Annotated in this window: 29 protein-coding genes; 15 read left to right on the plus strand and 14 right to left on the minus strand. The window is 66.1% G+C overall.

Annotated elements, in window-relative coordinates; all coding sequences use genetic code 11:
* Nucleotides 1–11: 11 nt before the first annotated feature.
* Nucleotides 12–209, minus strand: coding sequence for a hypothetical protein (locus OSH10_RS01725; RefSeq protein WP_266329746.1), 198 nt, complete (start codon nucleotides 207–209; stop codon nucleotides 12–14).
* 604 nt (nucleotides 210–813) lie between these two features.
* On the opposite strand from OSH10_RS01725, the gene OSH10_RS01730 reads away from it, so the two are divergent.
* The 6 genes from OSH10_RS01730 to OSH10_RS01755 all read left to right on the plus strand — a co-directional run bounded on the left by OSH10_RS01730 (nucleotide 814) and on the right by OSH10_RS01755 (nucleotide 4,913).
* Nucleotides 814–1,026 carry a cold-shock protein gene (locus OSH10_RS01730; protein WP_266330359.1) on the plus strand — a complete coding sequence of 71 codons (213 nt, stop codon included), beginning with the start codon at nucleotides 814–816 and terminating at the stop codon, nucleotides 1,024–1,026.
* A gap of 340 nt (nucleotides 1,027–1,366) precedes the next feature.
* A complete protein-coding gene (locus OSH10_RS01735; protein WP_266329747.1) occupies nucleotides 1,367–1,870 on the plus strand; it encodes a type III secretion system chaperone family protein in 504 nt (167 codons plus the stop codon).
* A 179-nt stretch (nucleotides 1,871–2,049) separates the two neighbouring features.
* Entirely contained in the window at nucleotides 2,050–2,874 is an 825-nt protein-coding gene (proC, locus tag OSH10_RS01740; protein ID WP_266329748.1) for a pyrroline-5-carboxylate reductase, read from the plus strand.
* A gap of 58 nt (nucleotides 2,875–2,932) precedes the next feature.
* A complete protein-coding gene (locus OSH10_RS01745) occupies nucleotides 2,933–3,598 on the plus strand; it encodes a TetR/AcrR family transcriptional regulator (protein WP_266329749.1) in 666 nt (221 codons plus the stop codon).
* Between the two features lie 52 nt (nucleotides 3,599–3,650).
* Nucleotides 3,651–4,004 (plus strand): tRNA-binding protein, encoded by a 354-nt coding sequence (locus OSH10_RS01750; protein ID WP_266329750.1) that lies wholly within the window; start codon nucleotides 3,651–3,653, stop codon nucleotides 4,002–4,004.
* A gap of 90 nt (nucleotides 4,005–4,094) precedes the next feature.
* A complete protein-coding gene (locus tag OSH10_RS01755) occupies nucleotides 4,095–4,913 on the plus strand; it encodes a VOC family protein (RefSeq protein WP_266329751.1) in 819 nt (272 codons plus the stop codon).
* Between the two features lie 7 nt (nucleotides 4,914–4,920).
* Here OSH10_RS01755 and OSH10_RS01760 read toward each other — a convergent pair whose 3' ends face one another.
* The 3 genes from OSH10_RS01760 to OSH10_RS01770 form a co-directional block, all read right to left on the minus strand.
* Entirely contained in the window at nucleotides 4,921–6,225 is a 1,305-nt protein-coding gene (locus tag OSH10_RS01760; RefSeq protein WP_266330360.1) for an ATP-binding protein, read from the minus strand.
* Between the two features lie 229 nt (nucleotides 6,226–6,454).
* Complete coding sequence (locus tag OSH10_RS01765; protein ID WP_266329752.1) at nucleotides 6,455–7,165, minus strand: response regulator; 711 nt, start codon at nucleotides 7,163–7,165, stop codon at nucleotides 6,455–6,457.
* A gap of 19 nt (nucleotides 7,166–7,184) precedes the next feature.
* Entirely contained in the window at nucleotides 7,185–7,721 is a 537-nt protein-coding gene (locus tag OSH10_RS01770) for a MarR family winged helix-turn-helix transcriptional regulator (RefSeq protein ID WP_266329754.1), read from the minus strand.
* Between the two features lie 256 nt (nucleotides 7,722–7,977).
* Between OSH10_RS01770 and OSH10_RS01775 the strand changes: the two genes are divergently transcribed.
* Nucleotides 7,978–8,865, plus strand: coding sequence for a branched-chain amino acid aminotransferase (locus OSH10_RS01775; RefSeq protein ID WP_266329755.1), 888 nt, complete (start codon nucleotides 7,978–7,980; stop codon nucleotides 8,863–8,865).
* 74 nt (nucleotides 8,866–8,939) lie between these two features.
* Here the strand turns inward: OSH10_RS01775 and OSH10_RS01780 are convergent, their stop codons facing one another.
* Both OSH10_RS01780 and OSH10_RS01785 read right to left on the minus strand, forming a co-directional pair.
* Complete coding sequence (locus OSH10_RS01780) at nucleotides 8,940–9,275, minus strand: GIY-YIG nuclease family protein (RefSeq protein ID WP_266329757.1); 336 nt, start codon at nucleotides 9,273–9,275, stop codon at nucleotides 8,940–8,942.
* Nucleotides 9,276–9,410: 135 nt separating this feature from the next.
* Nucleotides 9,411–9,707: an accessory factor UbiK family protein gene (locus tag OSH10_RS01785; protein ID WP_266329758.1), complete on the minus strand. Its 297-nt coding sequence runs from the start codon at nucleotides 9,705–9,707 to the stop codon at nucleotides 9,411–9,413.
* A gap of 151 nt (nucleotides 9,708–9,858) precedes the next feature.
* On the opposite strand from OSH10_RS01785, the gene lgt reads away from it, so the two are divergent.
* The 5 genes from lgt (at nucleotide 9,859) to OSH10_RS01810 (ending at nucleotide 14,281) form a co-directional block, all read left to right on the plus strand.
* A complete protein-coding gene (lgt, locus tag OSH10_RS01790) occupies nucleotides 9,859–10,683 on the plus strand; it encodes a prolipoprotein diacylglyceryl transferase (RefSeq protein WP_266329759.1) in 825 nt (274 codons plus the stop codon).
* Nucleotides 10,680–11,738 (plus strand): class I SAM-dependent methyltransferase, encoded by a 1,059-nt coding sequence (locus OSH10_RS01795; RefSeq protein WP_266329760.1) that lies wholly within the window; start codon nucleotides 10,680–10,682, stop codon nucleotides 11,736–11,738. The genes lgt and OSH10_RS01795 overlap by 4 nt, the downstream gene beginning before the upstream one ends.
* Before the next feature lie 52 nt (nucleotides 11,739–11,790).
* The gene (pgeF, locus tag OSH10_RS01800; protein WP_266329761.1) at nucleotides 11,791–12,561 is read left to right on the plus strand and encodes a peptidoglycan editing factor PgeF; all 771 of its coding nucleotides are present in this window, start codon (nucleotides 11,791–11,793) and stop codon (nucleotides 12,559–12,561) included.
* A 117-nt stretch (nucleotides 12,562–12,678) separates the two neighbouring features.
* A complete protein-coding gene (locus OSH10_RS01805; protein ID WP_266329762.1) occupies nucleotides 12,679–13,197 on the plus strand; it encodes a hypothetical protein in 519 nt (172 codons plus the stop codon).
* Between the two features lie 151 nt (nucleotides 13,198–13,348).
* The gene (locus tag OSH10_RS01810; RefSeq protein ID WP_266329763.1) at nucleotides 13,349–14,281 is read left to right on the plus strand and encodes a ribose-phosphate pyrophosphokinase; all 933 of its coding nucleotides are present in this window, start codon (nucleotides 13,349–13,351) and stop codon (nucleotides 14,279–14,281) included.
* Between the two features lie 177 nt (nucleotides 14,282–14,458).
* On the opposite strand, the gene exbD is transcribed toward OSH10_RS01810, so the two are convergent.
* Both exbD and exbB read right to left on the minus strand, forming a co-directional pair.
* Nucleotides 14,459–14,878, minus strand: coding sequence for a TonB system transport protein ExbD (exbD, locus tag OSH10_RS01815; protein ID WP_266329765.1), 420 nt, complete (start codon nucleotides 14,876–14,878; stop codon nucleotides 14,459–14,461).
* An 8-nt stretch (nucleotides 14,879–14,886) separates the two neighbouring features.
* Nucleotides 14,887–15,801, minus strand: coding sequence for a tonB-system energizer ExbB (gene exbB / locus OSH10_RS01820; protein ID WP_266329766.1), 915 nt, complete (start codon nucleotides 15,799–15,801; stop codon nucleotides 14,887–14,889).
* Between the two features lie 254 nt (nucleotides 15,802–16,055).
* Here exbB and OSH10_RS01825 point away from each other — a divergent pair, with 254 nt between their 5' ends.
* The 3 genes from OSH10_RS01825 to ychF are packed head-to-tail and all read left to right on the plus strand — an operon-like array spanning nucleotide 16,056 to nucleotide 18,583.
* Nucleotides 16,056–16,679, plus strand: coding sequence for a 50S ribosomal protein L25/general stress protein Ctc (locus tag OSH10_RS01825; RefSeq protein ID WP_266329767.1), 624 nt, complete (start codon nucleotides 16,056–16,058; stop codon nucleotides 16,677–16,679).
* A 39-nt stretch (nucleotides 16,680–16,718) separates the two neighbouring features.
* Nucleotides 16,719–17,480, plus strand: a complete 762-nt coding sequence (pth, locus tag OSH10_RS01830) for an aminoacyl-tRNA hydrolase (protein ID WP_266329768.1) — start codon at nucleotides 16,719–16,721, stop codon at nucleotides 17,478–17,480.
* A gap of 8 nt (nucleotides 17,481–17,488) precedes the next feature.
* Nucleotides 17,489–18,583 carry a redox-regulated ATPase YchF gene (gene ychF, locus OSH10_RS01835; protein WP_266329769.1) on the plus strand — a complete coding sequence of 365 codons (1,095 nt, stop codon included), beginning with the start codon at nucleotides 17,489–17,491 and terminating at the stop codon, nucleotides 18,581–18,583.
* A gap of 101 nt (nucleotides 18,584–18,684) precedes the next feature.
* On the opposite strand, the gene OSH10_RS01840 is transcribed toward ychF, so the two are convergent.
* From OSH10_RS01840 to OSH10_RS01865, 6 genes are all read right to left on the minus strand, one after another.
* Nucleotides 18,685–20,004: a DUF4282 domain-containing protein gene (locus OSH10_RS01840; protein ID WP_266329772.1), complete on the minus strand. Its 1,320-nt coding sequence runs from the start codon at nucleotides 20,002–20,004 to the stop codon at nucleotides 18,685–18,687.
* Nucleotides 20,005–20,073: 69 nt separating this feature from the next.
* Entirely contained in the window at nucleotides 20,074–20,718 is a 645-nt protein-coding gene (locus OSH10_RS01845) for a glutathione S-transferase (protein ID WP_266329773.1), read from the minus strand.
* A 1-nt stretch (nucleotide 20,719) separates the two neighbouring features.
* Nucleotides 20,720–21,262 (minus strand): adenine phosphoribosyltransferase, encoded by a 543-nt coding sequence (locus OSH10_RS01850; protein WP_266329774.1) that lies wholly within the window; start codon nucleotides 21,260–21,262, stop codon nucleotides 20,720–20,722.
* A gap of 107 nt (nucleotides 21,263–21,369) precedes the next feature.
* Nucleotides 21,370–22,245, minus strand: a complete 876-nt coding sequence (locus OSH10_RS01855; protein ID WP_266329775.1) for an S-methyl-5'-thioadenosine phosphorylase — start codon at nucleotides 22,243–22,245, stop codon at nucleotides 21,370–21,372.
* A gap of 169 nt (nucleotides 22,246–22,414) precedes the next feature.
* Nucleotides 22,415–23,302, minus strand: a complete 888-nt coding sequence (gene hemF, locus OSH10_RS01860; RefSeq protein ID WP_266329776.1) for an oxygen-dependent coproporphyrinogen oxidase — start codon at nucleotides 23,300–23,302, stop codon at nucleotides 22,415–22,417.
* Entirely contained in the window at nucleotides 23,289–23,786 is a 498-nt protein-coding gene (locus tag OSH10_RS01865) for a tRNA (cytidine(34)-2'-O)-methyltransferase (RefSeq protein ID WP_266329777.1), read from the minus strand. Before OSH10_RS01865 ends, hemF begins: the two co-directional genes overlap by 14 nt.
* Between the last annotated feature and the right edge of the window lie 56 nt (nucleotides 23,787–23,842).

The following is a 23,842-nucleotide window of genomic DNA, read 5'->3' on the forward strand; positions in this document are numbered from 1 at the left end:
CTGATGCGACGTCAGGCGGCGCGATCGAAGCCTGCGCGGATCGAATCCGGGATCACGTTCCCGGACCCAGCCTGGGCGGGCCGGGCGTTGCAGCTCGAAACCGCGACATCTTCCCGAACCGGGTCGTTTCCAAAAGCCGCACTCGGCAACATGATCGCAATCCAGACTGCCGCCGCCGCCAGAAGATTATCCGCGCTGAACGCTGACATCATCGATCTCCGCCCTGCCCTGCGAACACGATAGATATAATCGTGAGATATAATGCGATCCGCTCGATTTTGTTCCCTCTCGCGACGTCAAATTTTCGTCAAGGGCGCATCCGGCGTTTCGCCTCCGCACTATGCAGTCTTCATGCCAGCTGAATGACACGCCGGCTTGCCGTTCAGGGCCGGGTCCGGCCCTGTGGATGCCGATTGTTCCGCCCGCCCTCCCTTGCAGGACGAAGGGCGGACCGGTCGACTGCCGCAACGCAACACGGCTGATCTACAAAGCCATGCTTACCGTCAGTCGAACATATAGAATAATAGCAATCCGGGGCACAGTCTTCCCAAGCAACTAGCCGCCTTACGTATGGGAATGCAGGGCATTGATTTTCTGCGAATGCTGAAGCATATTTCGCCCTGCACGGGCAAAGGACCCGACGGAGACTGGAACAAGGCGCGTCGGATGCTAAGTCATTCGCGAAGCGGCCAGCGCAAGCGACCGCACGATATCGATAAGACGCAGAGACCTTTCCCCGACAACCTGAGTGCCTGAAGTGTGCTGGCCGAGCGGAGCGGCCGGCAGAGTGAAGAGAACGGGAAAGGAACAGCGATGCGACAGACTGGTACAGTCAAATTTTTCAATGCGTCGAAGGGATTCGGCTTCATCACCCCGGATGATGGCGGCAAGGATGTGTTCGTGCACGTCACGGCTGTCGAACGTTCCGGGATTTCGAACATGAACGATGGCATGCGGATCACATTCGAGACCGAGCCGGACAAGCGCGGCAAGGGCCCCAAGGCCGTGGATCTCCAGCCGGGCTAGTATTTTCGCCATCGCGACAGGCTCGAGAAAGCCGCCGGCCAGCCCGGCGGCTTTTGTACGTCTGGAGAACCGCCAAGGCCCCACCTGCCCGAGCGTCCACAATTCCGACACCGCAGTGGAGGAAAAGTCATCGCGAAATTTCTTAGGCTGCCTATATACTGATCCTCAATGAAGATTCGCGCTGCTCTGCCTGGCGCCGCCGTTGAGAACGAAATGGAGACCGGTTTTTCCGCACGAGGCGGAACGGTTCTTGCTCAACCGGAGGGCTGGCTCTGAAGATCTGCTTACGGCAGTCGTTTTGTTGCGTTGCGTTTTCCCCGATCAAGCGCGAGGGTCGGCCATGAGCCTCATCGACTTCGAAACCGAAGACCGGCAGTCCAATCCGGTGGATATGATCGAGCACATCGCAGGGCTCAATGATTGGAGCTTCGAGCGATCCGGCGACGACGAGATCACCATCTCCATCGCCGGCGGTTGGTGCGATTATCACGTCTCCTTCTCCTGGATGGAGGACATGGAGGCGGTGCATCTGGCCTGCGCCTTCGACCTGAAGGTGACCGACCCGCGCAAGACCGAAGTCATGCGCCTGCTCTCCCTGGTGAACGAGCAACTCTGGATCGGCCATTTCGACCTCTGGAGCAAGGAAGGCGTCGTCATGTATCGGCAGACGCTGCTGCTGGCCGGCGGCGCGGAACCCAATAGCCGCCAGGTAGAGGGACTGCTCGAGAACGCGATCGAAAGCTGCGAGCGCTACTACCAGGCCTTCCAGTTCGTCGTCTGGGCCGGCAAGTCCGCCGCCGAAGCGCTCGAGACCGTCCTGTTCGAAACGGTCGGCGAGGCCTGATCGAGGCCGGCGCGCGGACACGGCGCGCCGCCCTTTCTCTTCCGTGGTCTCCGGCCCGGTCGTGAAGTCCGTCGCCTGAAGCAGCGGCCCGGGTTGGCCCGGCGGCGCATAGGGCCTTTCGCGCGGGCGCGGCGCGCCGTACAGACACATCGTCGCCATTCACGAACGAGCGCTTCCGTATGTCCCTCTCCGCCCTCACATCCTCCTCCCCCATCGTCCTCATCGGCGCCGGCAAGATGGGCGGCGCGCTGCTGACCGGCTGGCTTGCCTCCGGCCTGGATCCGAAGGCGGTCATCGTCGTCGACCCGAAGCCACCGGAGGAGACGCTGGCGTTGCTGGCCGCGCATGGCATCGCGCACGAGACCCGCGCGCCCGCGGGCGTCACGGCGCGCGTGCTGCTGCTGGCGGTCAAGCCGCAGATGATGGGCACCGCGCTTCCCGCCGTGCGCAACCTGATCGGTCCCGGCACGGTGACGATCTCGATTGCCGCCGGCACCACGATCGCGACGCTCGAAGCCGCCCTTGGCGGCGCCATCGTCCGCACCATGCCGAACACGCCGGCCCAGGTGGGACGCGGCATGACCGGAGCCTTCGCCAATCCGGCCGTAACGACAGAGGATCGCGACCTGGTCGGCGCCCTGCTGGCGGCGGTCGGCGAATTCGGCTGGGTCGAGACGGAGAGCCTGATCGATACCGTGACGGCGGTATCCGGGTCCGGCCCCGCCTATGTCTTCCTGCTCGTCGAGTGCCTCACCCAGGCCGGCATCGAGGCCGGTTTCACGCCGGAACTCGCCGCCCGCTTTGCGCGGCAGACGATCGTGGGCGCCGGCGAACTGCTCAGGCAATCGCCGCTGCCGGCCGACATCCTGCGCAAGAACGTGACGTCCCCCGGCGGCACCACGGCGGCGGCGCTGAACGTGCTGATGGCCGAGGACGGCATCGAGCCCATTCTGGTTCGCGCCGTCGCGGCCGCCAAGCAACGCGCCGAGGAACTGGCCGGCTGATCAGCCTCGTCTCCGCCACAAGGCATCCCTAGATAGAGGGAATAGAGGAGATTGCATCATGCCGAACGAGACGAAGCCCCAGATCGTCGACGCGTTGCTCGGTCTGCTGGCCAGCAAGCCCTATGCCGAAATCGGCCTTGGCGATATCGCGGCGCGAGCCGGGCTTTCGCTGGGAGAACTGCGAGAGGCTTACGACGGCAAGATCGACATCCTCGCCGACTTCATGCGCCGCATCGATCGCGCCGTGCTCGACGCGACCGAGACGCCCTCGACCGACGAGTCGGGTCGCGACCGGCTGTTCGATCTGATCATGAAGCGCCTCGACGAGATGGCACCGTATCGCGCCGCGATCGGGCATCTGGCCGAATCCGCCCGGCGCGATCCGGCCCTGGCGCTGTGCCTCAACCGCGTCGCCCTCGGCAGCGCCCGCTTCATGCTGGCGGGGGCCGGCATCTCGACCGATGGGCTGCGCGGCGCGGCGCGGACGCAGGGCTTCGTGCTGATGATATCGCGCGTCCTGCCGGTATGGCTGAAGGACGAGGATCCTGACCTGTCGAAGACGATGGCGGCCCTCGACCGCGCGCTGGAGCATGCGGAGACGTGGTCGCGCCGCACCGACCGGGCCGCAGGCCTCGTCTGCCGCGTCGCCAACCGGCTTCATCGCCATCGCCCCGAACGCAGGCCGAGCGAACCGAAGCCGGACACAGCCCAGCCGGCCGCTTGACCGGACGGCCCGTCGTGCTACCCCGTGAGCAGACAGCCAACGGAGAGACGACATGGACGCGCCCGCCCCGAAGACGATCAGCTTCGACGATTTCCTCAAGGTGGATATCCGGGTCGGAACCATCGTCGAAGCCAGCCCCTTCCCGGAGGCGCGCAAGCCGGCGATCAAACTGGTCATCGACTTTGGCCCGGAGATCGGCCGCAAGAAGTCCTCGGCCCAGATCACCAAATATTACCAGCCGGCCGAGCTCATCGGCCGTCAAGTCATGGCGGTCGTGAACTTTCCGCCGCGCCAGATCGGCCCCTTCATGTCGGAGGTTCTTACCCTTGGCATGCCGGACGCCGATGGCGACGTGGTGCTGACCGCCGTCGAGCGGGCTGTGCCGGATGGTGGCCGCCTGTTCTAGGGCCCGTTGGACGGTGTGTTCACCCTCGCGCGGCTATCGATCCGGGTCCCGAATGACTAGCTATCGGGTTCAACCAGAGGTCGCCACGCCATGAGCCAAGCCGAAACCGAACTCCCCTTCTCCCTGACCCGTCCGATCCATATCGCCGAGGTCGGCCTCAAGGCGCATGACGTCGAGAAGGTCGCCGACTACTATCGCGACGTCCTCGGCCTGGAGACGATCTCGAGCGCGGGCGGGACCGTCACGCTCGGGGCCGGCGGCGTGCCGTTCCTGGTGATCGAGCCGCATCCGCGCGGCACGAGCGACGATACCCGGCAGGCGGGCCTGTTCCATACCGCCTTCCTGATGCCGACCCGCGCCGATCTCGGACGCTGGATCCTGCATGCGAGCGAGAAGCGCCTGCCTGTCGACGGCATGGCGGATCATCTGGTGAGCGAGGCGTTCTACCTGACCGACCCCGAAGGCAATGGCGTCGAGATCTATTCCGACCGCCCGACCGACGAATGGGTCTGGGAAGGCCCGCATGTGCGCATGGCGACCGATCCGCTCGACGTCAATGCGATCGTCGCTGCGCTTGGGGAGCAGCCCTCGCCGTGGAAGGGCGCGCCGGAATTCCTGCGCATCGGCCATGTGCATCTGCGCGTCGGTGATGCGCCCGTGGCCGCGAACTGGTGGAAGTCGGAGGTCGGCCTCGACGAGGTGACGACGATGCCGAGCGCCTCCTTCCTGTCGTCCGGCGGCTACCACCACCATATCGGCGCCAACCACTGGCAGAGCCGGGGCGCGGGCCAGCGCGATTCCGAGCGCAATGGCCTCGCCTATGTGACGCTGGCCGGTTCGGGGATCTCGGCCGAGCGCGAACTGCTTGACCCCTGGGGTACCCGGATCCGCCTTCAGCCGGGCGCCTGAGCCCCGATCAGGCCGGAATGCGAACGGTGGCGCGCAAGCCGCCGCCCGGCGCATCGGACAGCGTGACATCGCCGCCATGGAAGCGCGCGATGTCACGGGCGATCGGCAGGCCGAGGCCGGTTCCGCTTTCGTCGAGGTTGCGCGCTTCGTCGAGCCGGTAGAACGGGCGGAACACCGCCTCGCGCTCCGCCTCGTCGATGCCGGGCCCGTCGTCATCGACATGGATGACGAGCCAGCCGTCGACATGCGAGCCGTGCAGTTCGATGCGATCCCCGTGCCGGCAGGCATTCATCACCAGATTGGACAGGCAGCGCTTGAAATCGTTGGGGCGGATGCTGACGATCGGGTCGCCGTGGAAATCCTGCGAAACGTCGTGCCCCACCCGACGGGCATTCTCCGCCACCTCCGCCAGCAGCGTCGCGATATTGGTCGCCGCCGTCGGCTCGTCCGCGTCATCGCGGGCAAACGCCAGATAGCCCTCCAGCATGCGCTGCATGTCATCGACGTCGCGGCGCATAGCGCGGATATCGGGCGTTTCGCGCAGCAGCGCCAATTGCAGGCGGAAGCGGGTGAGCACGGTGCGCAGGTCGTGGCTGACGCCGGCCAGCATCGTCGTGCGCTGTTCCATCTGCCGCTCGATGCGGTTGCGCATTTCCATGAAGGCGGCGCTGGCGCGCCGTACCTCGCGTGCGCCGCGCGGATTGAAATCCGCCATTTCGCGGCCCATGCCGAAATTCTCGGCCGCATCGGCGAGCTGCTGGATCGGGCGGATCTGGTTGCGCAGGAAGGCGATCGCGATCGTCAGCAGCACCAGGCTGGTGCCGACCATCCAGAAGATGAAGATCTCGGAATTGGAGGCATAGGTCTGGCTGCGACGAGCCAGCACGCGCAGCACCTTGTCGCCGAGCTGGATGCGGATCTCGACAAGGTTGGATCGCCCGACCGTGTCGATCCAGTAGGGCTTGTTGATCTGGCGGCCGATCTCGCGCGACAGCGCGCTGTCGAGCAGCGAGAAGAACGGCTTCGGCGCCGCCGGCGGCAGCGGCTCGTTGGGAATGACCGAAATGGTCAGGCCGAGCCGGTCCTGGGCGATGCGGATGATCTGGGTGAAATTGGGATCGGCGGGGTAGGTGTCGATCAGGTCGACGATCGCCGCGATATCGCGCACGGTCGCGGCGGAGAGGCGCTGCGTCACCGTCTGCCAGTGCCGCTCCATGAAGACGAAGGCAACCACCGACTGCAGAATAACGATCGGGGTGATGATGATGATCAGCGCGCGGGCATAGAGCCCCTTCGGCATCGCCGCCGCCATCCGCTTGCCGAGGAAGCGATAGGGCACCAGCAGAACGTCGAGGACAGGTCGCGCGCGGCGCGCGAGCCGGCGCGTCGAATTGGCAGCCGGCGATCGGGCCAGGCGACGCAGCGCGACGACGGCCGGCCACTCGGCCCAGCCGCCAGTCACGCGACGCCTCGGAACGGAAGGCGGAAGCTTGTCCATCAGCGCCGCCCCCGGGCAGCGACAGCCGACTGGCGGGATGGCCTCACGCTTCTGTCACCAGACGGTAGCCGATGCCCCGCACCGTCTGCAGGAAGAGCGGGTTGGCGGGATCGACCTCTATCTTGCGGCGGAGCCGGTTGATCTGCACGTCGATGGTGCGCTCGCCGGCCGGTTCGTCCTCGGCCAGCAGCGACAGGCGCGGCACGGTTTCGTTCGGCGTCTCGGCGAAGACGGCCATGATCTGGCGCTCGCGATCCGTCAGCCGGATCGTCTCCTGGCCGCGCCGCAACTCGCGCCGGGCGATGTGGAAGGTGAAGGGACCGAAGCGGACCTGCTCGATCAGCGGCGCCGCGGTGGCGGTGCCGCGCTTCAGGATCGCGTTGATCCGCAGCAGCAATTCCCGCGGTTCGAACGGCTTGCCGAGATAGTCGTCGGCGCCGAGTTCCAGCCCCTTGATGCGGCTCTCGATCTCGGTGCGCGCGGTCAGCATGAGGATCGGCACCTCCATCGTCTCGCGCAGGCTGCGGAGAAGCTCGAGCCCGGTCTCGCCCGGCATCATCACGTCGACGACAAGCAGATCGAAGGCAAGACCGCCGAGCCGGCCGCGCGCCTCGGCGGCGTTGGCCGCGACGTCGACGCGAAAGCCGTTGTCGTTCAGGTAGCGGGACAGAAGCGTGCGAATGCGCGCATCATCGTCGATGACGAGAAGATGCGGCGCATCATCGGCCAGGGGGGCGGTTGCCAAATCGCTCATCGTGCATACTCCACGCGCATCACTGCTCGATCATCTGAGCGACCTTATCCCGTTCGGACGGATCGATCATCAGCCGAAGGAAGCGCTCGGCCGCGAGGCGCCCTTCCGGACCCAAAGGCTCCAGCGCGGTACGGATGCGTTCCGCCTGCGGTTCGGTGAGACGCTGGTCGAGCGCCCTGCCCTTGGCGGTCGGATAAAGCAGCCGCTGCCGGCGGTCGACGGGCCCCGGCACCTGCTCGATATAGCCGGTATCGATCAGTTGCTTGAGCACGCGCCCCAGGCTCTGCTTGGTGATCTTCAGTATGTCCAGCAGGTCGGCGACGCGCATGCCCGGATGGCGGTTGACGAAGTGGACGACACGATGATGGGCGCGACCGAACTGGAACTTCGCCAGCACGACGTCCGGATCGGAGACGAAGTCCCGATAGGCGTAGAAGAGCAACTCGATCAGCACCAGTTCGGGCTGTTCCTGGATCGAAAGAGGCGTTTTGACGGACTCGTCGCGCTGCACGGATGCCGGTCCCTTCGAATCGGTCGCGAAATTTATGTCAGCCATATTGACATATTTTGGTTCGATTGTTACCTGATGAGTGGCCGCGACGAAATGATCGAACGCGCCAGCCGTTTCCCTTCCCGCGATACCCTCTCGCGCGATCGCGTTTCGACCGGCACTTTACCGACTGTTTCAAGGCGGCGCAAAAAAGTCGTTGCTGGAACTGGCTTTACTTTGCCCAACCGGCGCGAGAAATAGGCACGACAATCAACGCCAACAGGGCGCGGCCGCAGCCGGCGGCCGATATGGAGTGAGGAAAATGAGCGCGGTCCCCTTCGACCAGAAAGATGGTTGGATCTGGATGAACGGATCCTTCGTTCCGTGGAAGGACGCGAAGATTCACGTACTCACCCATGGCCTGCACTATGCCAGCGCCGTGTTCGAAGGTGAGCGCGCCTATAACGGCACCATCTTCAAGCTGCGCGAGCACACCGAGCGGCTGTTCCATTCGGCCGAAATCCTCAATTTCAAGATCCCCTACACGATCGAGGAGATCGACGAGGCCTCGAAGGCGACGCTCGCCAAGAACGGCCTGGTCGACGGCTATCTGCGCCCCATCGCCTGGCGCGGCAGCGAAGCCATGGGCGTCTCGGCCCAGAAGAACAAGATCAACGTCGCCATCGCCGCTTGGGAATGGCCGTCCTACTTCACCCCTGCCGAGCGCCTGAAGGGCATCCGTCTCGACTGGGCGAAGTATCGCCGTCCCGATCCGCGCACCGCTCCGTCGCTGGCCAAGGCGTCGGGTCTGTACATGATCTGCACGATCTCCAAGCATGCCGCCGAAGCCCGCGGCTATGCCGATGCGCTGATGCTGGACTGGGAAGGCAATGTCGCGGAATCGACCGGCGCCAACGTGTTCTTCGTCAAGGATGGCGTCATCCACACGCCGCTGGCCGACCGCTTCCTGAATGGCATCACCCGCCAGACGGTGATCGGCCTTGCCAAGTCGCACGGTCTTGAAGTGATCGAGCGCCGGATCGCCCCGGAAGAGCTTTCGAGCTTCAGCGAGTGCTGGCTCTGCGGCACCGCTGCTGAAGTCACACCCGTCTCCGAGATCGGCGAGCACAAGTTCACGCCGGGCAAGATCAGCGCGGACCTGATGCAGGCCTATACGGACCTCGTCCAGGGCGCCAAGGTCCTCGCCTGATCCGGGCTCGCGGATTCCTCGAGAAACAAGAAAACGGCCGGAGATTTCTCCGGCCGTTTTTCTTTGTGTGCATGTCAGACGGCCTGGGCGCCAAGCTCGGCCCGCCAGTGCTGGCAGCGCTCCTTCAGGATCGCATTGCGGATATAGGCAGATTCCTCCGGCTCCAGCCGCTCGAGCACGTCGAGGCGGAAGGCGTCGGCGCCATGCCGGTTCCAGGCAGCCTGCAGGCTTGACGCCGTGCAACTGCCATGTCCGAGCGTGAACCAGAGACGGTTCTGGATCGCATCGAGATTGGGCGCCCTGCCGACCCAGGTGTCGCCCGTCGCGGCGCAGCGGACGGCATAGATGCCCACGCTGTCTTCCCGCTTCTTGTAGGCGGAAATGGCCGCCTTCCGCTCGTCGCGCTGCATCTATCCGCTCCCCGGATCGCCTTGATGAGAACGGCCACGATCGAGCAGCCGCATAGCGCGGCTTTCTACCCGGGCAATATTCCGATGTCAAATATTACCCGGGTTAAAATAGGCGCGCCAACATGGCTGGCCGGTTTATCGTTCTTCCGTCGAGGGCGCGGCGACGATATGGCCCTGGGTCAGCACCGCCAGCTTGGCTTCCAGTTCGGCGACCCGCGCCGTCAGCGCCTCGTTCTCGCTGCGCGCCTTTTGCGCCATTTCGCGAACGACATCGAACTCATCGCGCTTGACGAAGTCCATATCGGCAAACAGGCGCTCGGCCTGATGCTTCATCACGGTCTCGGCTTCGCGCTTGACGCCCTGCGCCATGCCGGCGGCATCGGTCATCAACTTGGCGAATTCGTCGAACAGCCGGTTCGGGGTCGTGTTCATGGGCAGCCTCCGGAGGTAACGGTATCTCTCTTCTAGTATGGTTGCGTGCCCCCTGGCGAACAAGGTGTCGAGGGGTCGCGCACGCCCGGGCTTGACCCTTCCCCCCGGATCAGCGCACCAATGCCGCCCGACCGACCGCCGGAGCCCCTTGATGCTGTTCGCCCTGCCCTTCCCGGCCATCGACCCGACCCTGATCCAGATCGGCCCGTTCGCGATCCGCTGGTACGCACTCGCCTATATCGTCGGCATCCTGATCGGCTGGTGGTACGCCAAGCGCCTCGTCAACAATGCCAGGCTCTGGGGGCCGGCCGGCGCGCCGATGAAGCCGATCGACATCGACGACTTCGTGGTCTGGGCGACCATCGGCATCATCGTCGGCGGACGGGCGGGCTACGTTCTCTTCTACGACCTGCCGATGTTCCTGGCCGCCCCCTGGCAGATCTTCCAGGTGTGGAATGGTGGCATGTCCTTCCATGGCGGCTTCCTCGGCACCGTCATCGCCATGATCCTGTTCGCGCGCTCACGCAAGATCCCGACCTGGTCGCTGATCGACGTCGTCGCGCCTTCCGTCACCTTCGGCCTGCTGTTCGGCCGCATCGCCAATTTCATCAATGGCGAGCTCTGGGGCCGTCCGACAGACGTCGCCTGGGCGATCATCTTCCCGAATGCCGACAGCCAGCCGCGCCATCCGAGCCAGCTTTACGAGGCCCTGCTCGAGGGGCTCGTCCTCTTTCTGGTGCTGCGCTTCTTCACCCACAAGCAGTTGCGCCTGCGCCAGCCCGGCTTCATCTCGGCGATCTTCGCCATCGGCTATGGCCTGGCTCGCATCTTCTCGGAATTCTTCCGCGAGCCGGACATCCAGATCGGCTACTTCTCCGGCGGCCTCACCATGGGCATGCTTCTGTCGCTGCCGCTGGTCATTGCCGGCATCATCCTGCTCGTCATCGCCTCGCGCCGCCCGGTCGCCGCTGCATGACGCCGCTGGCCGAAAAGCTGGTCCATCGCATCGAGAATTTCGGCCCGATCACCATCGCCGACTATATGGCCGCCTGCCTGGGCGACCCCGAGTTCGGCTATTACACGACGCGCGAACCGTTCGGATCCGCCGGCGATTTCGTCACCGCGCCGGAAGTGAGCCAGATGTTCGGCGAACTGATCGGGCTGTGGGCGGTGGAAACCTGGCAGCGGATGGGCAGCCCCGCCGCCTTCGTCCTGGCGGAGATCGGCCCCGGCCGAGGCACGCTCATGACCGACGCCCTGCGCGCGGCGAAGATCGCGCCCGACTTCGAAGATGCCGCGACCATCGTCCTCGTCGAGACGAGCCAACGGCTGCGCGCCATCCAGGCCGATGCGCTGGCCGGACACGCCATCGACTGGATCGAACACGTCGACGCGCTACCGGAAGGCCCAGCGATCGTCGTCGCCAACGAACTCTTCGACGCGCTGCCGGTCCGGCAGTTCCTCCGCACGGCGGATGGCTGGGCGGAACGGATGGTCGGAGTCAGCAACGGCCGGCTCGCCTTCGGCCTCCGAGCGAATGCGCATTTCGACGGCGCGGACGACCGGGCGCCGGAAGGCTCGCTGGTCGAGACCGCCACGATCTCGGCGGCGATCATGGCGACGCTCGCCGCCCGGCTGCAACGGTCCGGCGGCGCCTTCCTAGCGATCGACTATGGCCATGCCGAATCCGGCTTTGGCGACACCCTGCAGGCGCTCCGCAGCCATGCCTTCGACGATCCGCTGGCCCATCCCGGCGAAGCGGACCTCACCGTGCATGTCGACTTCGCAGCCCTCGCACGCACCGCCGAGGCAAACGGCGCCCGCGCCTCGACCATTTGGACGCAAGGCGATTTCCTGCTCGCGCTCGGCCTGCTCGAACGCGCCGGACGGCTCGGCGCCGGCAAGGACGGCCCCACGCAGGACGCGATCCGCGCCGCCGTCGAGCGTCTGGCCGGCCCGGACGCGATGGGCTCCCTGTTCAAGGTGCTGTGCGTGACGGGCGGCGATCTCGCCGCTCCGCCTTTCGGATGACATCGATTCGTCGGATCAAGCCCTACCCTTCCCGCCTCGCAGGAGACACGCCATGAAGATCACCGCCGACGCCCTTTCCGCCCTTCCGGGCATCCGGCATGGCTTCTTCACGCGGCAGGACGGCGTCTCGGAAGGCATCTATGCGAGCCTGAATTGCGGCGTCGGCTCGGCCGACGAGCGAGCGCATGTGCTGGAGAACCGGGCCCGCGTTGCGGCGGATCTGGGCGTTGCGGCCGACCGGCTAGCCACCCCCTACCAGGTGCACAGCCCCGACGTCGTCACCGTGGATATGGTCTGGCCGGCCGGCGAAGGTCCGAAGGCGGACGCCGTCGTCACCAACCGCCCGGGCATTGCCATCGGCGTCGGAACGGCCGATTGCGGCCCGGTCCTGTTCGCCGATGGCGAGGCTGGCGTCGTCGGCGCGGCACATGCAGGCTGGAAGGGCGCCTTCACCGGCGTGCTGGAGGCAACCGTCGCCGCGATGGAGAGCCTGGGCGCGCGCCGGGAGCGAATCGTCGCCGTGCTGGGGCCGACGATCTCGCAATCCGCGTATGAAGTCGGGCCGGAATTCCGCGCCCGCTTCCTCGAGTCCGACGAGGCCCATGACGCGTTCTTCACCCCGTCGGGGCGCGCGGGGCACCACCAGTTCGACCTGCCGGCCTTTATCGGCATGCGCCTGCGGGCTGCCGGGCTTGGCACGGTCAATGACCTGGCGCTCTGCACCTATGCCGATCCAGCCCGTTTCTTCTCCTATCGACGCACGACACATGCCGGCGAGCCCGATTACGGACGCCTGCTTCATGCGATCACCATCGCCGCATGAGCCACCGCCACGGCTCTCCAATCACGCAACTCCCGAAACCGCTTCTGGACCGCGTATTAAATTGCCGCTAGACAGGCTCCAGGGGGTCCTGACGACCGCGCCGGAAGGACGATCGCCATGATGGTGAAGGGAAATCGGCTGCTCGCATGCGCCGCCATCCTGTTGGCCGCGTTTGCTTTGGCAGCCTGCAACAGCACGTTGAGCTCCGGCTCGTCGTCCAGTTCGGCGCCGGCCTCCGCGCCCACGACGCCAGCTCTGCCGGCGGTGCCTCTCGCCAACGCCAAATTCTCGTTTGCACCCGTGACGGGCGCTCCCGGCAACATCCTCAGCAAGCTTTCATCGCAGTTGGGCCAGGAAGCCTTGGCGCAAAACGTCGCGCTCGTCCCCTCGGGCGATCCGCAGGCAAGCTACGTGGTCAAGGGCTATCTCTCCGCCGTCGGCGACTCCACCGGCACGATCCTCGTCTATGTCTGGGACGTGCTCGACGCGAGCGGACGTCGCGTCCACCGGATCTCCGGCCAGGAAACCTCGGCCAATGGGTCGCAGGACCCGTGGCAGGGCGTCGATGACGCCACCATCTCGAATGTCGCGCGTCGCACGGTCGCTGCGATCGTCGCCTGGGGATCGGGAGCCTGACCGCGACCACGCCTTCCAATCGGCGCTTGCCGCCCGCGCGCGAATCGCGTTTGCAGTGCGGCAGCGCAGTTGGTACAACGCGCCGCCTGAATGAACGGCCTCCTCGCGGGGCCGGCTCGCCCTATACCTCCTCACGTCGGGACACGAGACCTTGAAGCTGGTTGCCGGAAACTCCAACCGGGTGCTCGCCGAGGCGATCGCCACCTATCTCGAAATCCCGCTGGCGAAGTGCTCGGTTCGTCGTTTCGCGGACGAGGAAATCTTCGTCGAGATCCAGGAAAACGTGCGCGGCGAGGACGTCTTCGTCGTCCAGTCGACCAGTTTCCCGGCCAACGACCACCTGATGGAACTGCTAATCATCATCGATGCGCTGCGCCGTTCTTCCGCGCGCCGCATCACGGCGGTCCTGCCCTATTTCGGTTACGCCCGCCAGGACCGCAAGGCCGGCCCGCGCACCCCGATCTCCGCCAAGCTGGTCGCCAACCTGATCACCCATGCCGGCGCCGATCGCGTCCTGACCCTCGATCTCCATGCCGGCCAGATCCAGGGCTTCTTCGACATCCCGACCGACAATCTGTTCGCGGTTCCCGTCATCACCCGTGACATCAAGGAACATTACGAACTCGAGAATGTCATGGTCGTGTCGCCCGACGTCGGCGGCGTGGTGCGCGCCCGCGCGCTGGCCAAGCGCATCGATGCGCCGCTCGCCATCGTCGACAAGCGCCGCGAGCGGCCCGGTGAATCCGAGGTCATGAACATCATCGGCAATGTCGAGGGACGCGACTGCATCCTGTTCGACGACATCGTCGATTCCGGCGGCACGCTGTGCAACGCCGCCGAGGCGCTGCTGGCCCAGGGCGCGAAGTCGGTCGTCGCCTACATCACCCATGGCGTGCTGTCGGGCGGCGCGGTCGCCCGCATCAGCAATTCCATGCTGAAGGAGCTGGTGATCACCGACTCGATCCAGCCGACGGAAGCCGTCCAGAAAGCGCCGAACATCCGCGTCACCTCGATCTCGACCCTGATCGGCGAAGCGATCAACCGCACCGCCAGCGAGAAGTCGGTCTCGAGCCTGTTTATCTGACAGGTCCCGCCCCAGGCGGAGCAGGCATGAAAAGGCCCGGATGCCAGTCAGGCAATCCGGGCCTTTTTTTTGATTTTTGGGTCTCGCCGGTTCGTAGCGGCGGGCAAGGGGCCCAGCCTGCTTCCGTTGCTTCAGGGAGCGCCTGGCCCAATCGAGCGGCGCCTTGCGGCCCCGTCCCTACCGGGCGCCGTCCATGCCGACGAGCGCGACCTTGGCATAGCCGACGTCGCGCAGCTTGTTCATCAGTTCCATGACGTCGCCATAGGCCACCTTGCGATCGGCGCGGAGATAGAGCCGCTCTTCGCGATTGCCCTTGGTCAACGCGTCGAGCGCCGGACCAAGTCCCTCGGCGGCGATCGGATCGTTGCCGAGAACCAACGACAGGTCCGGCTTCAGCGACAGGAAGATCGGCTTGTCGGTGCGGGGCGCCGCCTTGGCGTTGGAGCGCGGCAGGTCGACGGGCGCATCGACGGTCGCCAGCGGCGCGGCGACCATGAACACGATCAGCAGCACCAGCATCACGTCGATGAAAGGCGTGACGTTGATTTCGCTGTTCTCGACCAGTTCGTCGTCGTGATGGGTGAGCTTGCCTGCCATGGCTCCCCTCACTCCGCCGCGGCGAGGCGCGAAGGGCCCCGTGCGTCGGCCCGGTCCAGATCGCGCGAAACCAGGCGCATCGTCTCGGCCGAGACGTCGGCGATCACGGCCTTGTTGCCGGCAATGATGCGGGCGAACACATTGTAGAACAGTACGGCCGGGATGGCGGCGACCAGGCCGATTGCGGTCGCGAACAGCGCTTCGGCGATGCCGGGGGCGACGACGGCGAGATTGGTCGTGTTGGCCTGGCTGATGCCGATGAACGAATTCATGATGCCCCATACCGTGCCGAACAGGCCGATGAAGGGCGAAAGCGAGCCGACCGTCGCGAGAACTGCCGTGCCGCGGATCATCTCGCGTCCCGCGCCGGACTCGATCCGCTCGAAGCGCGAGGCGACGCGTTCCTTGATGCCTTCGGCCGAAAGCCCGGCCGACAGCGACACCTCCTCGACGGCGGCCTGCACCAGCCTGGCGGCCGGGTCCTTGCGCCGTCCGACCTGCGCTTCCGCCTCGGACAGCGTGCGCGAGCGTGCGACCCGCTCGCCGAGCGCCCGGGTCTTGTGGCGCAGCGCGGCGAGTTCCAGCGTCTTGGACAGGAAGATCGCCCAGGTCAGGATGGAGGCGGCGATCAGAACGCCGATGACGCCCTTCACGACGATATCGGCGTTGGTGAACATGCCGATCGGCGACAGATCATGCGGCAGGGTCGAGCGATCGACGCCAGGTTCGCCCGCCGGCGCCTCGACCGAATCCGGCAGGTCGGGTTCCGGAACGATGGCCTGCGCCGGCGCCGGGCCTGTCGAAGGGGCGATCACGGCCGGCGCCTCGGCGGCCTGACCGAACGCCACCGTGCTGCCGATGGGGATCGACAGCGCGACGATGGCGACCCAGAGGGCCGCCCCCCGACAAAGAATAGCAAGCATGGCGCCACGTACCGTTTTAAAGATGAGTATGACACTCCGAATAACGCACGGACCCGGCCGACGCAACCCGCGCGCTCCCTGGGACCGCGCGGCGGGGCGCTGCTTCCGGACTTCCCGCCCCGAGGCCAGCGTTTCCGCCGCTTCCGCCGCAGCGCGCTTGTTCGATCGGACTCCCTCGTCTATAAGGACGCCGGCCGCGCCGACACCCCTGGAGGCACCGCGGCCTTTTTCTGTTTCACACAAGGAGAATACCGATGAGCAATACTTACGAGCTCACGGCCTCTGTCCGCAACCGCGTGGGCAAGGGGGCCGCCCGGGCGTCGCGTCGCGAAGGCAAGATTCCGGCCGTCATCTACGGCAACAAGCAGGCTCCGCTGGCGATCGAACTGAACCACAAAGAGATCTTCATGAAGCTCCACGCTGGTGGCTTCCTGACGACCGTGGCCACGATCGACGTCAACGGCGAGAAGATCAGCGTGATCCCGCGCGACTACGCGCTGCACCCCGTTACCGATCAGCCGGTCCACGTCGATTTCCTGCGCGTCTCCGCTGGCTCGACCCTGCACGTCCAGATCCCCGTGCAGTTCATCAACGAAGAAAAGTCGCCGGGCCTGAAGCGCGGTGGTGTGCTGAACATCGTTCGTCACGAGATCGAGGCAACGGTTCCCGCCGATGCGATTCCCGATCACATCGTCGTCGACCTGACCGGTCTCGAGATCAACGACTCGATCCACATCTCGGCCGTCCAGCTTCCGGCTGGCGTCGCCCCGGTCATCTCCGAGCGCGACTTCACGATCGCTACGATCGCCGCTCCGGCTGGCCTGAAGAGCGAAGAGGGCGAAGCCGCAGCGGCTGAAGCTCCCGCGGCCAAGGCGTAAGCTTCGGTCTGATGTCCGGTTTAGCGCGGGGGAAGCACGATGCTCCTCATTGTCGGTCTCGGTAACCCGGGCAGCCAGTACGCGCTCAACCGGCACAATATCGGCTTCATGGCGGCGGATGCGATTCACCGCCGCCATGGCTTCAGCCCCTGGCGCTCCCGCTTCCAGGCGCTGGTCTCCGAGGGCACGCTCGCGGGGCGCAAGACGCTCCTGATGAAGCCCCAGACCTACATGAACGAAAGCGGCCGCGCCGTCGGCGAGGCCGCCCGGTTTCACAAGATTCCCAACGCCGATATCGTCGTCATGCATGACGAGCTCGACCTGCCCGCGGCCAAGATCCGGATGAAGACCGGCGGCGGCCATGGCGGCCATAACGGACTGCGCTCGATCTCGGCGCATGTCGGCGAGGACTATCGGCGGCTGCGGCTGGGCATCGGCCATCCGGGTTCCAAGGAACTCGTGCACGGCTATGTGCTGCATGATTTCGCCAAGGTCGACGGCGAGTGGATCAACCTGCTGCTCGACGCCGTGGCCGACAATGCCGCGCTGCTGGCCGACGGCAAGGACGCCACCTTCGCCAACCGGCTGCATCGCAGCCTCGAGCCCGACAAGCCCGCGAAGGCGCCGAAGGGCGACAAGCCGGCCAAGCCCGATGCGGCCGCCAGGCCAGCCCGGGCTCCCAAGGTCGAGGCGACGGCTTCCGCTGGCGCGTCGGACACACCATCTTCACCAGCTTCGTCGCCGGCCGGTGGGCCGTTCGCGGCGGGGCTGAAGCGCCTCTTCGGCGTCAAGGACGAGTAAGGAACATCATGGGCTTCAAATGCGGGATCGTCGGCCTGCCGAATGTCGGCAAGTCGACCCTTTTCAACGCGCTGACCAAGACGGCGGCGGCGCAGGCCGCGAATTATCCGTTCTGCACCATCGAGCCGAATACCGGCGAGGTCGCGGTTCCCGACCCGCGGCTCGACAAGCTGGCCGCGGTCGGCAAGTCGCAGCAGATCGTGCCCACCCGCCTGACCTTCGTCGACATTGCCGGCCTCGTGCGCGGCGCCTCGAAGGGTGAAGGCCTCGGCAACCAGTTCCTCGCCAATATCCGCGAGGTCGACGCCATCGCCCATGTTCTGCGCTGCTTCGAGGATGGCGACATCACCCATGTCGAAGGCCGCATCGATCCGGTCTCGGATGCCGAGACGGTCGAGACCGAACTGATGCTCTCCGATCTCGACAGCCTTGAGCGCCGCGTCACGCCGCTGCGCAAGCGGGCTGCCACGGACAAGGAAGCCAAGGCCCAGGTCGTCATGATGGACGCCGTGCTGGAGCTGCTGCGCGAAGGCAAGCCTGCGCGCCTGCTGGACGTTTCCGCCGAAGACCGCCCCATGTTCGAGGCGCTCAACCTGCTGACGTCGAAGCCGGTGCTGTATGTCTGCAACGTCGAGGAATCGGCGTCGGCCACCGGCAATGCCTTTTCGGATCGCGTCTTCGAGATGGCGAAGGCCCAAGGCGCCGGCTGCGTGACGATCTCGGCCGCGATCGAATCCGAGATCGCCCAGCTCGACGCCGCCGAACAGGCGGAGTTCCTGGAGACGCTCGGCCTGGAAGAGCCCGGCCTCGACCGCCTGATCCGCGCCGGCTACGACCTTCTCGGCCTGATCACCTATTTCACGGTCGGCCCGAAGGAAGCCCGCGCCTGGACGATCACCAAGGGCACCAAGGCGCCCCAGGCTGCCGGCGTCATCCACTCCGATTTCGAGCGCGGCTTCATCCGCGCCCAGACCATCGCCTTCGATGATTACACCCGCCTTGGCGGTGAAGCCGGCGCCAAGGAAGCGGGTCGTGCGCGCGACGAAGGCAAGGAATATGTCGTTGCCGATGGCGACGTGCTGCTGTTCCGCTTCAACACCTGAGGCACAAGGCCCCGACACGCGAAAGCCCCGGCGAACATCCCTTCGCCGGGGCTTTTTTACGTCGCGTCTTGCGGGCCATGGGGGACCGCCGAGCCGATGGCTCAGGCGGCGTCGTCGGCCTTCTGCTTTTCGGGCGCGGGCCCGGCAGCGACAATCGTCGCTTCAGCCTCGTCGACCAGGGCCTTGGTGGCCTCTTGGACGAGCCGTTCCGTCGCTTCGGTGGCCGCATCCCTCGGCATATCCTGGGGAACTTCCTTGACCGCCTCCACCAGCGCTTCCTCGACCGCCTTCATGACGGCAGCGTCCGCGAGCTTGGCGGTCTTCCGGCTGTCTGCCTTCCTGGACTCGCCGCGCTTCGGATCCGGCGTCTTTATCTCGGGAGTCTTTACGTCGGGAGCCTTCACTTCCGGCGCTTCGACCTCTCCAGCCTTGGCCGCCGGCGCCTGCACGTCGGGAACTGGCTGAGCAGGCGGCTTCGCCTCGGACGCCTTCCCATCGGGCGCCTTGATGTCGACCACCTTCTGTTCGACGGCCTTGGGCTCGCTCGCCTTGCCATCCGCAGTCTTGGCATCTGCGGCCTTGGCATCCGCCGCCTTGGCATCCGCGGCCTTGGCGTCTGGCGCCCTTGCTTCGGGAGGCTTGGGCGCGACGGCCTTCGTCTCTACGACGGAGGGCTTGACCTCGACGGTCGCAGCCTTGACGGGCTCGGGCTTGGTTTCCTCGCGTCGTCCGGACATCACCGGCGGCGCTTCCCATTTCGGAGCCGCCGCTTCCTCCAGATGCAGCCTCGCACCGGCCAGGCCCGCATCCGTCACGGCGGGAGCCGCCGTCGTCGCCGCAGCACGCGCGGCAGCTGCCGCCACGCCGTCACGCCGGGCACGGATCTCGGCCAGCCTCGCCTCTAGCGAACTGGTCTCGCTCGACTTACCCTCGGGACGCGGCTCCGCAACGCGCGCCGTCTCCGGCGCCCGCGGCGCGGGCGCCCTCGTCTCGCTCCAGCGCCCCTCGGCACGGGTCGCCACGGGCGGCGCGACCGGCTCGGGCGGCGCCGGCAGCATCTCCTCGAACGCCATCACGAACGGATCCTCGACCACGGGAGCCGGGGCCGCGACGACAGGGGCGCGCTCGGACGGCGTCGCGAGACTGTCCCGGATATCCATCAGGTTCTCGTTGACGCGGAACAGCATGACCACGGCCTCGCAGGCCACTCGCGCCGCGACGATCGCCGCCAGCGTGCCGATGATGCTGAAGGCGATGGCGAGCAGTGCGCTGACGGGGGCGAGCTGGACCAGCGCCAGGCCGTTCAGGAGGCCCGAAATGCCGAACAGCACGGCGATGGCTGCGAGCAGCCAGAACAGGAGTTCGATGACCGACGTCGCAACGAACCGATCCCATTTGAAGAGGTCAAAGAAGGAGGTCATGTCGTCATCCCAAAGAAGCACTCCGCGCGCATCGCAGCGTTCCATCCGCCGGCGAGTCGCCGCAGAGTCTCATAATTCGCGGCGCGCCGCATCTTCCCAAGCCATGAAGCCCTCATCGGCCAGCATTGTGGCGACATATTCCGCGGCGAGCTCCGACAGTTCCGGCGCGTAGGTCCGGAAACGGCTGACGACCGGGGCATACATGGCGTCCGCAATCGTCCGATGTCCGAACAGATAGGGGCCACCCAGCCCGAAGGCAGTGCGGCAATCGCGGAAGATCGCATCGATTCGTGCAATGTCCTCGGCGACGCCGGGTTCGTCGAGGCCGGCACCCGGGAAATGCTCGAACAGATCCATCGCGAGCGCCATCCGCATCGGCCGGAAACCCGAATGCATCTCGGCCGAGATGGAACGCGCCGTTGCTCGGGCGACGCGATCGGAGGGCCAGAGCCCGCGATCGGGGTAGCATTCCGCCAGGTATTCGCAGATCGCCATCGAATCCCAGACCTTGACCGGGACCTGCGTCCGCCGGTCGATCAGCAGCGGCACGAGGCCGGTCGGGCCGAGGGCCGCCGCCTCCGCCTTGCCGGCCGCGGTGCGGTGCTGCAGCACCACCTCGTCAAAGGAAGCGCCGGTCTGTCGCAGGACCAGCCAGGGCCGCATCGACCAGCTCGACCACTGCCGCGAACCGATGACTACAGTGAAATCCGGCATGTCAGTGCCCTTCGAAGGAGACAAGCGTTCGCACTGGAACGTCGAGCGCCCTGAGCTTGTCCGCGCCGCCCAGCTCCGGCAGATCGATGATGAAGCAGGCAGCCTCGACGATGGCGCCGCGCTGGCGCAGCAGCTTGACCGCGCCCTCCGCCGTGCCGCCGGTCGCGATCAGGTCGTCGACGAGGATCACCCGGTCGCCCTTGCCGACCGCGTCGACATGCATCTCCATCTCGTCCGTGCCGTATTCGAGCGCATAGGACATGCTGACCGTGTCGAAGGGCAGCTTGCCCTTCTTGCGGATCGGCACGAAGCCGGCCGAAAGCTGGTGCGCCACGGCGCCGCCGATGATGAAGCCGCGCGCTTCGATGCCGGCGACCTGGTCGATCTTGGCGCCCGCCCAGGGCTGGACCAGTTCGTCGATCGTGCGGCGAAAGGCGCGCGCATTGCCGAGCAGCGTGGTGATGTCGCGGAACTGGACGCCCGGCTTCGGATAATCCGGGATCGTGCGGATCGAGGCGGCGATGTCGTTCAGGGCAGCGGTCATGATGGCTTTCAGATTTCTGCGGATGTTGGCTAAGGCTTGCCCCAGCTTTCGGCCCGCGTCCAGTTCCAAGACGGCAAACGCTGGGGCGTTTGGCCGATAGCGGTGGGTCAGCGCGCCAGCACGCGGCCGGCGACGGCGTCGAGCCTGGCCATCAGCTCGGGATCGCGCGCATGCGGCGCCGTCATGATGGCATGCTCGAGCGCGCGATCGGATCCGATCGGGCACGGTTCATGCTCGGCCGGGAAGTCCCGCGCCAGCCGCGCCACCAGCCGCTGCGCCTTGTCGCGGTTGTCGCCGAGAACCTTGATCACCGCCTCGACGGACACCGCCGCGTGGCCGGGATGCCAGCAATCATAGTCGGTCACCATCGCGATGGTGGCGTAGGCGATCTCCGCCTCGCGGGCGAGCTTGGCCTCGGGCATGTTGGTCATGCCGATGACCGATGCGCCCCAGCTTCGATAGAGCTGCGATTCGGCGACCGAGGAGAATTGCGGTCCCTCCATGCAGACATAGGTGCCGCCGACATGATGGTCGATCGCCTCGGCCTCGGCGGCGCGGCGGATCTGCTCGACGAGTTTCGGCGCGACCGGATGGGCCATCGAGACATGCGCGACGCAGCCATTGCCGAAAAAGCTGGAGGCGCGCGCCACCGTCCGGTCGATGAACTGGTCGACGACGACGAATTCGCCGGGAAAATGCTCCTGCTTCAGCGAGCCGACGGCGGAGACGGAGACAAGATCGGTGACCCCGGCGCGCTTCAGCGCATCGATATTGGCGCGATAATCGATGCCGGATGGCGACAGACGATGGCCGCGGCCATGGCGCGGCAGGAAGACGATCTCCGTCGCGCCGATCCGGCCGAAGCGGAGCTGGTCGGAGGGCTGGCCCCAGGGGCTCTCGACCGTGCGCCATTGCGCGCCTTCGAGGCCCGGCAGATCATAGAGCCCCGACCCACCGATGATGCCGAGAACCGCCTTGGTCATGGATCCGTACCTGCCTTGTCCGTGAAGCCGCGAAGATGGCAAAGCAGCCGGACAAGCTCAAGCGGGATCGGTATTGGGGCGGTTCGGGCTCAGAACGCCCCACTCTTGGCCGGTGTTCATGCGCCCCGGCCTTGGGCCGGGGCTGCGCCGAACCAAGCGCGAAGTCGCCCTACGGCCACTTCACCACGGGCGGCATCGACGACAGGATCGAATCGATGTTGCCGCCGGTGCGCAAGCCGAAGATCGTGCCGCGATCATAGAGCAGGTTGAACTCGACATAGCGGCCGCGCCGGATCAGCTGCTCCTCGCGGTCGGCCTCGGTCCAGGGCGTCTCGAAATTGGCGCGCACGGCCGCGTCGTAAGCGGCGAGGAAGCTGATGCCGACATCCCTAGTGAAGGCGAAATCGGCGTCCCAGTCGCCGGAATTGTGGCCGTCATAGAAGATGCCGCCAATACCGCGCGGCTCGTTGCGGTGCTTCAGGAAGAAGTACTCGTCGCACCACGCCTTGTAGCGCTCGTAGTCGGCGACCGGGTGGCGCTCGCAGGCGCCGCGCATGGCGGCATGGAAGGCGACGCTGTCGGGATCTTCCTGCGTCCGCCGGCGGTCGAGCACCGGCGTCAGGTCGGCGCCGCCGCCGAACCACTGCTTGGTCGTCGCCACCATGCGCGTGTTCATGTGCACGGCCGGGACGTTGGGATTGGTCATGTGCGCGATCAGCGAGATGCCGGCCGCCCAGAAGCGCGGATCCTCCGACGCGCCCGGCATTTCCTTGGCGAATTCCGGCGCGAAGCTGCCATGCACCGTCGAGACGTGCACGCCGACCTTTTCGAACAGGCGGCCATGCATCAGCGCCATGGTGCCGCCGCCGCCCGGCGCGCCCGTGTGGTCGGTGCGCTTCCAGGGCTTGCGCTCGAACCGGCCGACTTTGTCGCCATAGAGCGCGGGCGACGCCGCGTCCTCCAGCGCCTCGAAGCCGGCGATGATGCGACCCTGCAATTCGGCGAACCAGGTGCTCGCGCGGGCCTTCTTGTCCTCGATTGCGTCAGGCAGTGCCATGTGTGTCTTCCTCAACAGCGGGGCCGCCCGGCAGGCCACCGGTCTGCCTGAGCGCCTCGCCAGTTACCATGGCGACCGTCATGGCGAGATTGATCGAGCGCAATCCCGGCCGCATCGGGACGATCAGTCGCGCCTCCGCCCGTTCGTGCACGGATGGCGGCACGCCCGCGCTCTCGCGGCCGAAGAGCAGCATGTCGTCCGGGCGGAAGGCGAAATCGGTATAGGGGATCGCGGCCCTGGTCGAGAGCAGCACCAGCCGGCTACCCTGCTCCGCCCGGAAAATCTCGAAGGAATCGAAAGAAATGTGGCGGCGCAGCGCAGCACGCTCCACATAGTCCATGCCGGCCCGCTTCAATCCGCGATCCGACAGGTCGAAGCCGGCAGGCTCTATGATGTCGACATCCACGCCCATGCAGGCAGCGAATCGCAGGATCGCCCCTGTATTGTGGGGGATGTCGGGCTGATAGAGCGCAATGCGGGGCATCTGGCCTTCATGTCCATTGGATTGACGCGGCAAGCTCGCGGCAAGGGTGATACAGG

The organism is Kaistia defluvii (assembly GCF_026343955.1).
GTDB classification, from domain to species: domain Bacteria; phylum Pseudomonadota; class Alphaproteobacteria; order Rhizobiales; family Kaistiaceae; genus Kaistia; species Kaistia defluvii.

Excerpts from the sequence above, each read along its gene's own strand:
- OSH10_RS01725 (WP_266329746.1), bottom strand. The coding sequence starts at position 209 with ATGTCAGCGTTCAGCGCGGATAATCTTCTGGCGGCGGCGGCAGTCTGG.
- OSH10_RS01730 (WP_266330359.1), top strand. The coding sequence starts at position 814 with ATGCGACAGACTGGTACAGTCAAATTTTTCAATGCGTCGAAGGGATTC.
- OSH10_RS01735 (WP_266329747.1), top strand. The coding sequence starts at position 1,367 with ATGAGCCTCATCGACTTCGAAACCGAAGACCGGCAGTCCAATCCGGTG.
- proC (WP_266329748.1), top strand. The coding sequence starts at position 2,050 with ATGTCCCTCTCCGCCCTCACATCCTCCTCCCCCATCGTCCTCATCGGC.
- OSH10_RS01745 (WP_266329749.1), top strand. The coding sequence starts at position 2,933 with ATGCCGAACGAGACGAAGCCCCAGATCGTCGACGCGTTGCTCGGTCTG.
- OSH10_RS01750 (WP_266329750.1), top strand. The coding sequence starts at position 3,651 with ATGGACGCGCCCGCCCCGAAGACGATCAGCTTCGACGATTTCCTCAAG.
- OSH10_RS01755 (WP_266329751.1), top strand. The coding sequence starts at position 4,095 with ATGAGCCAAGCCGAAACCGAACTCCCCTTCTCCCTGACCCGTCCGATC.
- OSH10_RS01760 (WP_266330360.1), bottom strand. The coding sequence starts at position 6,225 with ATGGCGGCGGCGATGCCGAAGGGGCTCTATGCCCGCGCGCTGATCATC.
- OSH10_RS01765 (WP_266329752.1), bottom strand. The coding sequence starts at position 7,165 with ATGAGCGATTTGGCAACCGCCCCCCTGGCCGATGATGCGCCGCATCTT.
- OSH10_RS01770 (WP_266329754.1), bottom strand. The coding sequence starts at position 7,721 with ATGGCTGACATAAATTTCGCGACCGATTCGAAGGGACCGGCATCCGTG.
- OSH10_RS01775 (WP_266329755.1), top strand. The coding sequence starts at position 7,978 with ATGAGCGCGGTCCCCTTCGACCAGAAAGATGGTTGGATCTGGATGAAC.
- OSH10_RS01780 (WP_266329757.1), bottom strand. The coding sequence starts at position 9,275 with ATGCAGCGCGACGAGCGGAAGGCGGCCATTTCCGCCTACAAGAAGCGG.
- OSH10_RS01785 (WP_266329758.1), bottom strand. The coding sequence starts at position 9,707 with ATGAACACGACCCCGAACCGGCTGTTCGACGAATTCGCCAAGTTGATG.
- lgt (WP_266329759.1), top strand. The coding sequence starts at position 9,859 with ATGCTGTTCGCCCTGCCCTTCCCGGCCATCGACCCGACCCTGATCCAG.
- OSH10_RS01795 (WP_266329760.1), top strand. The coding sequence starts at position 10,680 with ATGACGCCGCTGGCCGAAAAGCTGGTCCATCGCATCGAGAATTTCGGC.
- pgeF (WP_266329761.1), top strand. The coding sequence starts at position 11,791 with ATGAAGATCACCGCCGACGCCCTTTCCGCCCTTCCGGGCATCCGGCAT.
- OSH10_RS01805 (WP_266329762.1), top strand. The coding sequence starts at position 12,679 with ATGATGGTGAAGGGAAATCGGCTGCTCGCATGCGCCGCCATCCTGTTG.
- exbD (WP_266329765.1), bottom strand. The coding sequence starts at position 14,878 with ATGGCAGGCAAGCTCACCCATCACGACGACGAACTGGTCGAGAACAGC.
- exbB (WP_266329766.1), bottom strand. The coding sequence starts at position 15,801 with ATGCTTGCTATTCTTTGTCGGGGGGCGGCCCTCTGGGTCGCCATCGTC.
- OSH10_RS01825 (WP_266329767.1), top strand. The coding sequence starts at position 16,056 with ATGAGCAATACTTACGAGCTCACGGCCTCTGTCCGCAACCGCGTGGGC.
- pth (WP_266329768.1), top strand. The coding sequence starts at position 16,719 with ATGCTCCTCATTGTCGGTCTCGGTAACCCGGGCAGCCAGTACGCGCTC.
- ychF (WP_266329769.1), top strand. The coding sequence starts at position 17,489 with ATGGGCTTCAAATGCGGGATCGTCGGCCTGCCGAATGTCGGCAAGTCG.
- OSH10_RS01840 (WP_266329772.1), bottom strand. The coding sequence starts at position 20,004 with ATGACCTCCTTCTTTGACCTCTTCAAATGGGATCGGTTCGTTGCGACG.
- OSH10_RS01845 (WP_266329773.1), bottom strand. The coding sequence starts at position 20,718 with ATGCCGGATTTCACTGTAGTCATCGGTTCGCGGCAGTGGTCGAGCTGG.
- OSH10_RS01850 (WP_266329774.1), bottom strand. The coding sequence starts at position 21,262 with ATGACCGCTGCCCTGAACGACATCGCCGCCTCGATCCGCACGATCCCG.
- OSH10_RS01855 (WP_266329775.1), bottom strand. The coding sequence starts at position 22,245 with ATGACCAAGGCGGTTCTCGGCATCATCGGTGGGTCGGGGCTCTATGAT.
- hemF (WP_266329776.1), bottom strand. The coding sequence starts at position 23,302 with ATGGCACTGCCTGACGCAATCGAGGACAAGAAGGCCCGCGCGAGCACC.
- OSH10_RS01865 (WP_266329777.1), bottom strand. The coding sequence starts at position 23,786 with ATGCCCCGCATTGCGCTCTATCAGCCCGACATCCCCCACAATACAGGG.